The 15,499-nt window shown below is 40.0% G+C and carries 6 protein-coding genes and 1 pseudogene; all 7 read left to right on the forward strand.

Going from position 1 to position 15,499, the window contains the following annotated elements:
* The first annotated feature begins 14 nt into the window (after window positions 1–14).
* A pseudogene (locus tag QE382_RS20390) lies at window positions 15–693 on the forward strand (ABC transporter ATP-binding protein).
* A gap of 44 nt (window positions 694–737) precedes the next feature.
* On the forward strand, window positions 738–3,143 hold the full coding sequence (locus QE382_RS20395) for an ABC transporter permease (protein WP_307187528.1): 2,406 nt from the start codon (window positions 738–740) through the stop codon (window positions 3,141–3,143).
* 48 nt (window positions 3,144–3,191) lie between these two features.
* Window positions 3,192–5,567 carry an ABC transporter permease gene (locus tag QE382_RS20400; RefSeq protein WP_307187529.1) on the forward strand — a complete coding sequence of 792 codons (2,376 nt, stop codon included), beginning with the start codon at window positions 3,192–3,194 and terminating at the stop codon, window positions 5,565–5,567.
* A gap of 60 nt (window positions 5,568–5,627) precedes the next feature.
* A complete protein-coding gene (locus QE382_RS20405; protein ID WP_307187530.1) occupies window positions 5,628–8,048 on the forward strand; it encodes an ABC transporter permease in 2,421 nt (806 codons plus the stop codon).
* A 92-nt stretch (window positions 8,049–8,140) separates the two neighbouring features.
* Window positions 8,141–10,543 carry an ABC transporter permease gene (locus QE382_RS20410; RefSeq protein ID WP_307187531.1) on the forward strand — a complete coding sequence of 801 codons (2,403 nt, stop codon included), beginning with the start codon at window positions 8,141–8,143 and terminating at the stop codon, window positions 10,541–10,543.
* Window positions 10,544–10,588: 45 nt separating this feature from the next.
* Window positions 10,589–12,997, forward strand: coding sequence for an ABC transporter permease (locus QE382_RS20415; RefSeq protein ID WP_307187532.1), 2,409 nt, complete (start codon window positions 10,589–10,591; stop codon window positions 12,995–12,997).
* Between the two features lie 55 nt (window positions 12,998–13,052).
* Window positions 13,053–15,416: an FtsX-like permease family protein gene (locus QE382_RS20420; protein ID WP_307187533.1), complete on the forward strand. Its 2,364-nt coding sequence runs from the start codon at window positions 13,053–13,055 to the stop codon at window positions 15,414–15,416.
* The last annotated feature ends 83 nt before the right edge of the window (window positions 15,417–15,499 follow it).

Consider the following 15,499-nt stretch of genomic DNA (forward strand, 5'->3'; position numbering starts at 1 on the left):
TGAGTACAAAAAATATGATCAAAATTACCAACCTTCAAAAGTATTACCGCACTGAAGAAGTTGAAACCGTCGCATTAAACAACCTGAATATTCATGTCAAAGAGGGCGAGTTTGTTGCTGTAATGGGGCCTTCGGGCTGTGGGAAATCGACTTTACTCAATATCATTGGCCTCTTGGATGATTTGGACGAAGGAAGCTATCTTTTCAACGAGATTGAAGTTGCCAAATTCAAAGAACGTGGTCGCTCAGATCTTCGCAAACATAACATTGGTTTTGTTATTTCAGAGCTTCAATTTGATTGATGAGCTGACTGTATTTGAAAACGTGGAACTTCCACTGGTTTATACCAATGTTCCAGCTGCAGAACGCAAGAAACGCGTAGAAGAAGTTTTGGAAAAAGTCCAGATCATGCACCGCCGCAATCACTTTCCACAACAGCTTTCCGGAGGTCAGCAACAACGTGTGGCCGTTGCTCGCGCTGTCGTGAATAATCCAAAATTGATCCTTGCCGATGAGCCTACGGGTAACCTCGATTCCAATAACGGTAATGAAGTGATGCAGCTCCTGACTGAATTAAACGAGGCCGGCACAACCATCGTCATGGTAACACACAGTGAGCACGATGCAAAATTTTCTGACCGTGTAATCCGCATGCTAGACGGACAAGTGATTATGGAAACAACATCGGTATAAGACAACTCATACATAACCAAAATATTAATCCTAATAACCTATAGATGATGAGCACGATTAAATTAATTTTCAGACAACTATGGCGCAACCGTCTTTTCACATTTTTAAATGTATTTGGGCTTGCCATCGGAATAAGTGCCTGTTGGCTTATTTTCCGTATCGTCAATTATGAATTTAGTTTTGACCAGCATCATCCAGAAAGTGAGCAGATTTACAAGGTCCATACCTCCTATGAGGAAAAGGATAAATTAGATCATTTCGATGGTGTTCCTGCACCATTACCGGCATATATCAAGGAAAACTTTGTTCATGTTGAACTGACAGTACCCATCTTTAAACAATACTTCGAGCGTATCAGTAATAATGGTGGCGCGCAGAAAATAGAGTTTGAAGATCAGCCCGAAATCATCGGTACCACGGGAGACTATTTCAAAATGACACCTTATGTTTGGTTAGCTGGCGACAAAAGGAATATACTAAAAAATAGCCATGAAGTCATCCTGACAGAATCGCGGGCTAAATTGTACTTCCCAAATACGTCAATGGACCAAATCATAGGACAGACTTTGTCCTATGATAGTACATTATATAATGTCACCGGTATTGTAAAAGATTTAGCGCGTCCAAGCAGCTTTTTGGGCAAAGAATTTATCCGGATTCCAGAAAAGGAATGGAACAGTACAAACTGGAGTAATTCAAATTCAAATTGGCAGCTCTTTATTAAGGTAAAATCATCGGCTTCTCTTCCTAACCTCATAAAGACAGCCGATAAAAAGGCGTATGAGATGACGCATGCCGAATTTGACAAATTCGGATTTAAAATGCATGTAAATACAGTACCCTTAAAAGACTTACATTTTACTTCTTTCGCCCAGAATAGTGTGGATAAGAAAATCATATTTGGACTTATTGGCATTGGTATATTCCTCCTCCTATTGGCCTGTGTCAATTATATCAACCTGGCTACTGCACAAATTCCTCAGCGGGCGAAGGAGATTGGTATTCGTAAAACATTGGGTGAAAGCCAACAGAGGATCAGCAAATCCTTTTTATTGGAAACCTTTTGCATTACGGCTTTTTCGGTACTTTTATCATGGCCTTTACTTATTCTCATTCAAACAGTTTTAGCATCCTATATTCCCGATCAGCTCAAGCTATATCCAGACCCCTTTGGCGTATCGCTATTTTTAGCAACACTTACCATCACGATTACCTTAATTTCCTCAGGTTACCCAATTTTACTGACAAATAAAGTCAAGATTGTTGAAGTCATTAAAATCTCGAATGCGCAAACGCTCAAATTTGGCAATCTTTCTTTTCGAAAAATGCTCATTGTTTTTCAATTTTTGATTGCCCAGCTATTCGTTATTTCAACTTGCATCATTGGTCTACAGTTGAAGCATGCCCTACAGAGTAACTACGGCTTCGATAAGGATGCGATCATTACCCTACGTTTCCCGAGTAAAAGCTATCAGGACAGTAATGTTGATCCTTTTGTTTTCAAACAAGCGATCAAGCAGATCGCAGGCGTAGAGCAGGCTTCCTTGGGGCATCTGCCCATGAGTAGCGAACATTGGGGAAATGCCTTGTTTGCAAAAAGCGATACGGGACAGGTACAAGCCGATGTACAAATGAAGTTTGTCGACCAAGATAACTTTAAGCTCTATAATTTTAAAATGCTTGCTGGCCGCCCGCTGCAATTGGCCGATACGAGCACAGGCATCGTGTTAAACTTAGCCAGCGTTCAAAAATTAGGTTTTAAATCTGCTGAACATGCTGTAGGGAGCTTTGTTACGTATACAGATAAACAGCGTCAGATTGTGGGGGTGACGGACAATTTTCATACAAAAAATCTCCATGCAGCCATTCAACCTGTCGTCATGCTGAGTTCCATTAAAAAATGGGAATTAAGCAGAATAAGTATCAAACTCAACACTAACTCAACTACCTGGCCGGAAACTTTAAAACAGATTGAGAAAGAATGGAAAAAATACTATCCAAAAGCCCCATTTAAATATGATTTCTATGATCAGCAAATCAAAGAACTTTATAGCAGTGATCTAAAATTCTCGAAGATCATCAATCTATTTACGTCGACTACAATTCTCATCAGCTGCCTGGGATTGATCGGTTTGGTTACGATCACCACGGTACAACGTACAAAAGAAATTGGTATTCGAAAAGTGTTGGGAAGTACAGTACTGGGAATTATTGGATTATTATCAAAAGATTACGTCAAACTTATACTCATTTCTATTTTGATTGCTACCCCAATTGCTTGGTGGGCGATGCACAAATGGTTGGATGATTTTGCGTATAGGATAGACCTATCCTGGTGGATGTTTATTATTCCGGCTGCTGCAACCCTACTTATTGCATTTTTTACAATGAGCTACCAATCCATAAAAGCAGCACGTGCAAACCCGGTCGATAGTTTAAGAGATGAGTAAGAAGATAAAGAAGATCAATAAGAATCAATACAACTAATACCCGTCCTTATGATAAAGAATTATTTAATAACCGCAATTAGAGAATTAAAGAAAAGGAAATTCTATACCGCTATTAATATTCTAGGTCTATCAGTCAGTCTTACGGCCGCTATATTAATTATCTTTTGGGTACAGGATGAAAAGAGCTTTGATAAATTCCATCCAGATTTTGAACAGATTTACAAAGTCAATTCTCATTTGGATCCCGAGCACAATGGTTCGATATGGGGGACATCTCCGGGGCCTATAGCAAACTATGCACAAAACGTACCAGAGGTAGATTACGCAACGCGTGTTTCACAGGATTACAATACCACATTGGTCAATGACAAACTAAAACGTCCGGTAACTGATATCAACATCTATTATGTAGATGGTAATTTTTTCAAGATGTTTCATTTTCCATTACGAGAGGGCTCCCTCTCAGGTTTTCAGGAAAATTATAAACAGGCGCTAATAACCCCATCGACAGCCGAAAAACTCTTTAGTACGCAAAAAGTCATTGGAAAAACTTTCCGTTACCAAAAAGATCTCTTCACTGTAGCCGGTATCCTAAACGATATTCCACAAAACTCCTCGATGCAATTTGATGTCGTTATTCCACTGGGGTATCATGCACAGCGTTTTACAAACTGGGGCGGTAACGGTCAATGGAAAACAATCGATGAAGATATGGGTAACTATAGTTTTTCAACGTATATTAAAGTCAAACCTCATGCTTCTGTAGCACTTATCGGAAAATCAGTTACAGACACTTACACCAAAGCCCGCAACGGTGAAAACTCGACTATATTTGTTTTAGACCCACTTAAAACCATGCATTTGATCGCTCCTAACGGAAATAAATCAACACTTCGCATGGTTCAGATTTTTGGGATCATTGCGATACTGCTCCTAATGATCGGTGCGGTAAATTATGTCAATCTAAGTACTGCAAGGGCATTGGACCGGGCAAAAGATGTTGGTATCCGCAAGATAATCGGCGCCAACCGTTTCCATTTATTCCTACAATTTATCACCGAAACTATTGTTGTATTTCTTTGTTCACTATTGATCGCTTTCATCCTTATAGTGATCCTTCATACCGGATATAATCAGATCGCACAAAAATCAATCAGTCTATCTTTCCATAACACGACGATATGGCTATATATTGGGGCAGCAATTATAGGCACATTGGGACTGTCCAGTATATATCCTGCGGTACAGCTTTCGTCATTCAATCCCATTCAGTCGTTAAAAGGAAAATCAGTAAAAGGTGTTTCCTCAAATACCATGCGTAAAATATTGGTGGTTTTCCAGTTTACGCTCTCCGTGACCCTTATTGTATGTACTTTGGTGATCCGAAATCAATTGGCTTTTATCCAGAAGATCAACCTCGGTTATGACAGAGATCATGTACTAACACTTGGTCTTCCTGAGGAGGCTTACAAACATATGGACGCGATACGTGCTGAACTAAAAAGCAATGAAGCGATACAAGGGGTTTCCCTATCAAGTTTATACAACATGACCGATTTTGGAAATGCTACAAGCGATATAGATTGGCCAGGTAAGTCCAAAGACAACAAATTAATTGTTGCTCAAGCCAAAATTGACGAGGATTTTATTCCTTTGATGAACATACAATTCCTCGAAGGAAAGAACTTTAGCGGCATGCCAGTTGATTCCTCCGGCTATATCATCAACGAGACCTTGGCGAAACAAATGGGATTAAAACCGCCTTACGTGGGATCCACTATGAGTTTCCACGATTTCCCTGGACAAATTATTGGTGTTGTGAAAGACTTCCACTTCAAATCCATCAAAGATAAAATAGGTCCAATGGTCTTCTGGACGCGCTGGGGATCGGGCACGCTTTATGTTAAAACAAGTACGAAAAAAGCGTCTGAGGCCATTAAAGCTTTAGAAAAGATCTATAACCGATATCCATCAGATGCTCCTTTTAACTATACCTTTATTGATCAGCAATTTGACAATCTATATAAATCCGAGCAGCGTACAGGTTTGTTGTTCAATATTTTCGCGGGCATCGCCATTTTTATATCTGCGTTAGGGCTGTTTGCATTGGCAACTCACGAAGCGCAAATGAGTGTAAAGGAAATCGGTATTCGTAAAGTTCTTGGCGCTAGCACCTTTGGTGTCGTCCGGCTATTGGGGAAAAATTTTGTGTTGCTCGTCTCGATTTCTATTCTGATTGCCTGCCCTATTGCAGTTTACCTGATGAAACAATGGTTAAGCAATTTTGCCTACAAAACGGATCTAGAGGTGCAAACATTTGTCTTCGGTGGTATCTTGGCCTTGATGATCGCCATTATTACCGTTAGCTACCAAGCTGTCCGGGCAGCTTTATCTAATCCGGTCGATAGTTTAAGAGATGAGTAAAAGCTGGAATATAAGAAACTAATTGATTGTCAAACACACTGCAATTTAAGAAATTGAGCTATGATCAAAAACTATATAAAAATAGCCTGGCGCAATATCTCTAAAAATAAAGGATATTCGACCATAAACATAATTGGATTAGCAATAGGATTAGCCTGCTGCCTATTAATAGCGATTTATGTACAAAATGAATTGTCTTATGACAAATACCATGTGAATAAAGATCGAATTTACCGCATCGTCCATGACTATAAGGGTGTAAGCAGCACCGAGCAGCATCAGATCTGGGGCAATGCACCCGTCGGTGATGCCATCAGGGCTGATTTCCCTGAGATAGAGAAGGTCGTTCAATTTTCAGGGCAAACCTCTATCCTACTCAAAAAAGGCGATAAAAGATTCCAAGAGGAAAATGTATTTTTCATGGATTCAACTGCTTTTGATGTCTTCAGTTGGAAGGTTTTGGCCGGCGACCCTCAGTCAGCCTTAAATAATGCCTATTCTGTTGTATTAACAGAGAGTACAGCCAAAAAATATTTCGGCGATCAAAATCCCATTGGCAAGACGCTTGAGGGAGGTTTAGCCGCGGGCCGTGCTGACGCAGGTCTATACACGGTAACAGCAGTAATGGCCGATGTACCTCCCAACTCGCACTTTACGTTCGATGCACTGCTCTCGATGAGTACCTTCCGAAAAGCTCGGCCAGACGTATTTAACAAAGAAGGCTGGGATTATGTGGACTTCTACACGTACTTTCTCGCTTCAAAAGACTTTGACCCTGTAAAGTTCAACCAAAAAATACCGGAGTTTCTCAAGCGGCATCTCCCTGCAAACGAAAACCGCAACGCAAAATACGATTTCCATATTGAGCCACTTCTGCAGGCTTACATGCACTCGTCTGCGGATCGTCAGCCCGGTCCCAATGGAAGCTATCAGAATTTATACATATTCAGCATTATTGGCGGATTTATATTATTGATCGCCTGTGTGAACTTTATGAATCTGGCTACATCAAGGTCAATGGAAAGAGCAAAAGAAGTCGGCGTCCGAAAAACCATAGGCGCGAGCAAAAGCAATCTGATCTTTCAGTTTATGTCTGAATCATTGGTCCTTGTATTTGTCAGTAGTATTTTGGCTATACTGCTCGTTATGGCCTTTCTCCCCTTTTTGGAAGCATTCTCGGGCAAACACCTCAATTATTCGTCCCTGAAAAATGGGACGACCTGGGCAATATTTCTATTCACTACCATTTTTACGGGACTTCTTGCTGCCAGCTATCCCGCGTTGATTCTAGCAAATTTCAAACCGATTGCAGTACTTAAAGGAAGTTATAGCAACGGCAAAGGGGGTACATTATTACGACGCGTATTAGTTGTTTTCCAATTTTGCCTTTCTATTGCGCTCATTGCAGGTACAGTCGTCGTCTTTTCTCAATTAGATCAATTGCAGCACCGCGATCTTGGATTTCAAAAAGATCAACGACTTGTCATTGATTATAATTTCGATGATAAAGTAAACAATAACCTGGAAGCGATAAAATCGACACTTGCAAAAGATAAAGATGTGCTGTCTGTCACCGCATCACGCACGGTACCGGGAACATTTTTTCCTAATGCAGGAACAGAAATCATGTCAGCCAACGGAACAATGACTTCATTTGCTCCTTTTTTATATGAAGTCGATGTCGACTTTATCCCTAATATCGGTTTACAAATGGCCGCAGGGCGCGCCTATTCCAGAGATTTCCCTGCCGATACAGCTCATTCACTTGTTATCAATGAATCTGCTGCTAAACAATGGGGATACTCCAATCCACAAGATATTATTGGTAAACAATTTCGTCAATGGGGAAGAGAGGGGACAGTTATCGGTGTGGTGAAAGATTTCAACTACCTTTCTCTACACCGTAAGATTGAGCCATTAGCGTTGCGCCTTGATCCAAGCGGCAGCCGATATTTAACCTTGAATATCGAACATGTAAACCAGCCTGAAACCATTGCAAGAATCGGCAAACTGTGGAATGAGCTTGTACCAAACCGTCCATTTTTATATAGCTTTCTTGATGATAGCTTCAATCGGCAATATGAAGCGGATTTTAATTTTAGAAGACTTTTTACAGCCTTCTCTGGGCTGGCACTTTTCATTGCCTGTTTGGGATTATTGGGACTTGTGACGTATACAGCCCAACAGCGTACCAAAGAAATCGGCGTACGGAAAGTTCTCGGTGCATCCATCTATAATTTAATCCTCCTGCTCTCTTCCGACTTCATCAAGTTATTGGCTGTAGCCCTCCTCATTGCCACTCCCCTATCTTGGATGGCGATGAAAAAATGGCTGGACAACTTTGCTTATCACATTGAACCACAATGGTGGATGTTTGCCTTGGCCGGTTTCGCCGCCATTCTGATCGCTTTATTTACGGTAAGCTATCAAACACTTAAAGCGGCCAGAGCAAACCCGGTAGACAGCCTAAGAGATGAATAACTAGCATCAATTTTAGTCAATCACTACGCTTCTGCTATGAACAATCTTTTATTAGAACAGGTCATCAGACAACTTTGCAAACACACACGATCATGATAAAGAACTATATAAAGACAGCTTGGCGAACAATCAGGGCAAACCGATTTTTCAGTATCCTTAATATCAGTGGACTGGCCATAGGTATCTGTGTATCGCTATTGTTATTCGCCTTTATCCGACAGGAACTAAGTTTTGATACTATGTATCCTAAAGCTGAGCATATCTACCGCGTCTACATGAAGCTATCTGCAGCATATAATGAGGAGAAAATGCTTACACTCCCCAATGCGGTGGGACCAACTTTAAAATCCGACATTACCCAGGTGGATAATATGGTGCGTCTGGTAAAAGACGGTTATGGTGCAACGGCTTCCATCGGCACCGGGAATGATAATTTCTCTGAAAAACAATTGTACTTAGCAGATTCGACGCTGTTCTCGATATTTGATTTTCAATTTATTGAAGGAAATGCGCGTACTGCTTTTTCAAATAAAAAAAGCATCGTCCTATCCCAATCGTCGAAAGAAAAACTATTTGGAAAACAGGAAGCCATTGGCAAATTAATCAGTATCAATCAACAAGATACCGTACAGGTCACCGGAGTCTTCAAAGATCTTCCAGCTAATAGCACATTAGATTGTAATATGGTCATGAATATTATGGATTCATGGATGGGTCAAAATGTACACTGGAGCAATGCGAGTTACGAAACTTATATTCTATTGAAAAAGGGCGCAGATCCAGGCTCTATTGCGCAAGAAGCTACTAAATTGATAGACAAGTATGTCGAAAAAGACAACCAATATTATACACAATTTTTCCTACAACCGTTATCAGCAGTACACCTCTATTCAGCAGATCTTACAAGTGGAGTTACTACACGTTCTGGAAATATAACCATCATTAGCACATTATCAGTCCTTGCCCTTCTCGTGATTATAATTGCATGCATCAATTATATGAATCTTGCGACAGCCAAATCACAGAAAAATGCAAAACAAGTTGGAGTCAATAAAGTACTTGGCGCTACCCGTCGGCAGCTCATTATCCGTTTTTTTGTAGAAACGGCAACAATTAGTCTTTCCGCTATGCTTATTGGGCTCGTCCTTGCCATCATACTTATTCCTGCGTTCAATTTGGTCGGTAAGACCGATATGACTATTCAGCATCTGCTGAATTGGAATATGTTAGGAATATTAGCTATAGCATGGCTAGTCATTACGTTGGTTGCAGGTAGCTATCCTGCATTATTCCTTTCAGGCATTAAATCAATCTCTTTAATGAACAAAGGATACAATAAACAGGGGCAAACAATATTAATCCGACAAATATTGGTTGTATGCCAGTTTTCTATTTCGATCGTACTGATTATTGGTATCAGTATTATGCTGACTCAAATGAGCTTTATCCGCAATAAGGATTTAGGATATCAACCTGAAAATGTTGTGTCTATTTCAATTCGCTCTTTAAAAAATCAAGAAAAGTTAAATACCCTTGGCCAACAAGTTCAAAACCTGGCCAATACGGTAGCCACGACTTTCGCACAATCGATACCTGGATTCAATGAAAGTGGTAAATCAACTTATAAATTTACGACTGACAAGCAGGGCTTACCCACACTGAGCTGCTTCACCTATGGCAAGACAATCAATACTTTAGGACTAAAATTACTTGCGGGGACAGATTTACCAAATGTGATCGGGCGTACAGACTCAACGTGTTATGTATTGATCAACGAAAAAGTAATGAAGTTTTTAGGTTATAAAACACCCGAAGAAGCAATAGGGAAACATATCGTTACAGAAATGAGTGCGACTAATTCCATTATATCAGGTGTTGTTCGAGATTTTAATTATGCCAACCTAAAATCTGAGATCGGTGGATATACCTACTATACAATGAATGCTTCTTCTGAATCTCCTCGGAATTTATTGATCCGCTATAAAACAGCAGATCTTCAGTCGTATATGGAGGAGATAAAAAAAATCTACACAGCTATTGCTCCCGATGCTGCATTTGATTTTTTCTTTTTAGACCAGCATGTACAAGATCAATATGATAATGAAATTCGTTCATCCAATGTCATGACTTTGTTTTCATTTTTGACCCTATTTATTGCCTGCCTGGGTTTACTAGGACTAGCTGCCTATACAGCTGAATCAAAAAGTAAAGAGATCGGCATACGTAAAGTTCTTGGTGCAAGTGTCGGTAGTATTATTCATTTGCTGTCCGCAAACTACATCAAATTGATCTGTATAGCATTTCTGATTGCAGGACCAATTGCATACTACTTATCAAATAGCTGGTTAAATGATTTTGTTTATCACATCGATATGCCGTGGTGGGCATACGTAGTCGCTGTCCTGACAGTGACAATTGTCGCATTTATAACAATTGGATTCCAAACTTTTAAAGCTGCATTACTAAATCCTGTCAATAGTTTGCGGGACGAATAGCAACACTAGAATATCAAATTGGTGTTAACAAAAAACGAAATAACAATGATTGTAAATTCACTTAAAACAGCGTATCGTTTCTTAAAAAAACATAAGTTGATCACGTTCATCAATATTACTAGTCTCGCTATTGGGATTACGGCTACGTTGGTTATTTTCCTCATGATTCAATACGACTATAGTTTTGATAAACATGTACCCGGTAAAGAACGAGTGTATCGCGTAGTTAACAATGGGGAATTTAAAAATGCCGGTGTCTACGTCCCATTGGTTCGTACGATGGAAGCAGAACTCCCAAACTTAGAAGCGGTAGCGCCGATCTACCATAGCCATATCCAAAAGCTGAAAGTTTCGCTGGCTAAGGACAAATTCCAGACTTTCCCGAAAGAACAGAAGATGGTATTCACTAACAGTCAATATTTCGATATATTCCCTTCAAAATGGTTGGCTGGCAGTCCTAAGGCTTTGAATGTATCCGGAAATATCATCCTTACGCAGAAAACATCAGAAAAGTTTTATGGAAAAGAATCGCCGGCAAATGTGATTGGCAAAACCATCTTCTACGCGGATAGTATACCGCTTCAGGTCGCTGGAGTGATTGAAAATCCGCAACATAATTCGGACTTCAATTATGAAATCTTCATTGCCGATGCGACAATCCCTATTGACAATAACTTAAAGAACATGTATAACTGGGAAGCTTGGAATAGCATCTCCGACTCCCATCAAGTACTTATCAAAACAAAAGCCCACAGCAATCCGCATCTACTGGAGCACAATATTGCTAATCTCCTTAAAAAATATAAATACAAAGAAGGAGAAAAGATCCGCGATAAGCTGGAATTGCAAACCTTGGCAGATGTACATTTTGATACGCGATTTAATTATGATGCGACCCACCCGGAAGCACTACGCAACCTCATTCTACTGGCATTATTCCTCTTAGCGCTTGGAGCGGTAAATTTTATCAATCTATCCACCGCGCAATCCATCGAAAGAGCGAAAGAAGTGGGTATTCGCAAAACCCTGGGCAGTTCTAAAGCTACATTGATCAAACAATTCTTAATAGAAACATTTCTGATAACCTTATCGGCGACATTACTTGCAGTTTTGTTGCTCCCTTTGTTTTTACATGTCTTCGAAGGATTTATTCCGAAAAACCTGAGCGTAGACCGCTTAGACAAAGCCGTTATTGTTTTGTTCCTATTCGGGCAATTGATCTTAGTCACTTTACTTGCGGGATTCTACCCTGCCTGGGTACTGACAGGATATGCGCCGGTGCTGGCGCTCAAAAATCAGCTTGGGAAAAACACCAATTTATCCCGAAGTGCATGGATACGCAAAGCGCTGACCATCTTTCAGTTTGTCATGGCCCAAGCGTTCCTTATCTGCGTACTTATCGTTGTTCGCCAAATCAATTACGCCACTCATCGAGATATGGGGTTCCAGAAAGACGCCATTGTCAATGTTTACATTCCGGGAGCTTTTCAAAATTCCGCTAAAGGCATCATTCTCAAAAATGAGCTCCAGAAGTTAAAAGATGTCAAAGCAATCAGTTTTGGGAACATCGCTCCTGCAATGAACGGTTGGATGACTACTGCAATCGCTTACGATCAATCGCCCGACAAGGAATCCTTGACTTTTGATAGCCGCTCTGGTGATGAAAACTATTTAGATGTTTATCAGATTCCGCTTTTAGCAGGAAGAAATATACGCCTATTGGATTCAACCAGGGAAATGTTGATCAATAGAAAAGGTCTTGAACTGCTAAATATCAAAAACCCAGAAGATGCCATCGGTAAAACCTTCGAAAATGGAAATAGCATCATTGTGGGGGTAATGGAAGATTTTGACCTTGCTTCAGCGCGACAAGGAGTTAAACCCGTTGTTTATACGGGTAGCAAAGATGGTTATGTACTCCATATTGCATTGGATCAATCGCATCCTGAAAATTGGAAAAATGCTATCGATAAAATAACGTCCAGTTATAAATCGGTCTTCGCTGATGATGAATTGGATCTACGATTTGTGGACGAGGTAATCCAAAATTTCTATACCCAAGAGAAGCAGCTTTCTAAACTTTTATCCTGGGCAGTGGGACTCTCTGTAATCATCGCTGGAATGGGTTTATTTGGACTAGCCATCTTCACGGCAAATCAACGCACAAAGGAAATTGGAATCCGTAAAGTATTGGGGGCAACTGTTTTTCAGATCACATTCCTACTGCTTCGAAATTTGCTATCACTTGTTGCGATAGCCTGTATAATAGCTTTTCCAATTGCCTATTATTTTATGCATAATTGGCTTAATGATTTTGTCTACCGAACGACAATCAGTCCCTGGATTTTTGGGCTATCAGCTGTAGGATTAATTGCTTTTGCAAGTCTTGTACTTTCAACCAAAAGTATATTTGCAGCAAAAGCAAATCCGATAAATAGTTTAAGGGACGAATAGAGCGGTTGATAAATAACGAGTAGCTTATAATTAAATACCAAACAACAGCAATAAAATGATTCAGTTATTTCTAAAAACAGCGCTTAGAAATTTAAAGCGCAGTCCCTTAAATACGACAATAAATATTTTGGGATTAGCACTGGGGTTTACTGTTGCTCTGATCAGTACGTTATGGGTGCTGAAACAATTTTCTTTTGATAAGCATTACCGCAATTATCAACATATTTATCAGGTCATGATGACCGGAACTTTCAACGATGAAAAATCAACTGATCGCTCTACGCCTATTCCTTTGGCCAAAACGATTGTCTCTGATTTTAAAAATGAGATGCCAGATGCCACTTTGGTCACCAATCTAGAAAGCAATAATCTTAAAGTAGGTGATAAAAAATTAAATGCTCCGGGGTTTTACGCCATGGGAAAATTTGCCGAATTATTTTCTCTCGAATCTGTAAAAGGAAATAGTACCACACCGGGCAATCCATCAACCATCATAATTTCAGAATCTTTAGCAAAACGACTGTTTGATAAGGTAGATATCATCGGTAAAACACTTCAATTGAATGGCAAAGAACAGTATACTGTTCAAGGTGTTTATAAAGATATTCCTGAAAACAACACTTTTTATGGCTTAGATTATGTATTGCCGTTTGTCGATTATCTTGCGAAAGACCAAGGCATAGAAGACAGCTGGTCCAGCTGCTTTTTTAGCACTTTCGCCAAAATCGACAATGCTGCCTTTGTTCCCGCGTTGGAAAACAAGCTGACAAATATTATCAACAAAAAACTAACGGATATAAAACCTGAGATCCTCTTACATCCGATGTCGAAATGGCATTTATACGATTCATTCAAAAATGGAAAGAACGTAGGTGGACAAATTCAATATGTATGGATGTTTGGGTGGATCAGTATATTCATTATGTTGCTGGCCAGTATAAACTTTATAAATTTAAGTACTGCAAGAAGTCTAAAAAGAGGAAAAGAAATCGGCGTTTTAAAATCTGTTGGCGTCAATCGACGGCAGCTTATCGCTGGCTTTCTTGTGGAATCCATCCTCGCGGTAGCCTGTGCTTTTTTGATCGCCGTTCTATTGGCTACAGTACTGTTGCCTTGGGTCAATACAATCACTCATACGAACTTACATATACCTTTTACGGATGTTCGATTCTATGGCTACTCCTTAACAGGAATAGGCGTTATAGGTCTTTTAGCAGGTATTTACCCTGCGCTATTTTTATCGGCATTTAATCCTATTCTTGCTCTTAAGGGTAAAATCAACAGCCGAAAAGGCGGATCAAGAAGTAGAAAGGCAATGGTCATCGTGCAATTTGCGATTTCTATTTTCCTGATGATATCCACTTATCTGGTGATTCAGCAACTGCGTTACACAAAGGATCGTCCTATGGGATATAAAAGTTCCAATTTGGTGAATATTACTTCCTCTAGTCCTACAATCATTAAAAACTTTAACGTGCTCCGGAAAGAACTGATCGAGCAGCGATTAATTCAGGATGCGGCACTTTCCTCCAGCTTTGTCAACCGTCTTTCGTTGACCGGAGGTGGATTTAATTGGCAGGGAAATGACAGCAAAGATGGTGCTATTATGGGTATCTTTACCGTTGATGACAATTTTGCGAAGACTGTACAATGGGATTTTATACAGGGCCGTAATTTTTCAAAAGATTTTAAAACAGATTCAACCGCTGTTATTTTGAATGAGGCCGCTGCTCAATTTATGGGCGTGACAGACCTTAACAGTAAACAGCTTTCACGTGCCGGTATTGATTATCATATTGTGGGTATTATCAAGAATACACTTTCCGAATCCCCTTTTAAATCGATTACGCCGACAGCTTATTTCCTCAAATTTTTACCAAAGAACAAGATCACGCTTCAATTGAACGAAGGTCAAGATGGTAAGCAGGACTTAAAAGCTATTGCGGAAAGCTTCAATCGTATAGATCCTGATTTGATTTTTGATTATACCTTTACGGATCAGGAATATGCCAAGCAGTTTCAACAAATGGAAATGATCAAGAGCTTAACAAGTTTATTTACAGGACTGGCCATACTCATTTCCTGTCTCGGTCTATACGCCTTAGTGTCCTTTCTTACGGAGCAACGCGAAAAAGAAATTGGCATTCGTAAAGTATTGGGCGCATCAGAACTTGGCTTGTGGCGACTACTTTCCACCGAATACATTTGGCTCACAGGCATTGGCTTTTTACTCGCAGCCCCTTTAGCCTATCTGCTCATGGAATCATGGCTCGAAGACTATGTCTACCGCATATCAATTACATGGACGGTGTTTGCTATCACAGGCTTAACCGCACTAGTCATTACCCTATTAACCGTTAGTTACCAAGCGATTAAAGCTACTTTAGCAAATCCCGTAAAAACCCTAAGAAGCGAATAATATTAATTTGTTCGGGGACGGACACTGTACTGTCCGTTTCCGAACATTTAAAACCACCACAAAAACACATCAAAAACCTAAAA

This window comes from Sphingobacterium zeae (genome assembly GCF_030818895.1).
GTDB classification, from domain to species: Bacteria; Bacteroidota; Bacteroidia; order Sphingobacteriales; family Sphingobacteriaceae; genus Sphingobacterium; species Sphingobacterium zeae.

Bases quoted from the DNA above. Each gene is read 5' to 3' on its own strand.
- QE382_RS20410 (WP_307187531.1), top strand. From the start codon at position 8,141: ATGATAAAGAACTATATAAAGACAGCTTGGCGAACAATCAGGGCAAAC.
- QE382_RS20395 (WP_307187528.1), top strand. From the start codon at position 738: ATGATGAGCACGATTAAATTAATTTTCAGACAACTATGGCGCAACCGT.
- QE382_RS20405 (WP_307187530.1), top strand. From the start codon at position 5,628: ATGATCAAAAACTATATAAAAATAGCCTGGCGCAATATCTCTAAAAAT.
- QE382_RS20415 (WP_307187532.1), top strand. From the start codon at position 10,589: ATGATTGTAAATTCACTTAAAACAGCGTATCGTTTCTTAAAAAAACAT.
- QE382_RS20420 (WP_307187533.1), top strand. From the start codon at position 13,053: ATGATTCAGTTATTTCTAAAAACAGCGCTTAGAAATTTAAAGCGCAGT.
- QE382_RS20400 (WP_307187529.1), top strand. From the start codon at position 3,192: ATGATAAAGAATTATTTAATAACCGCAATTAGAGAATTAAAGAAAAGG.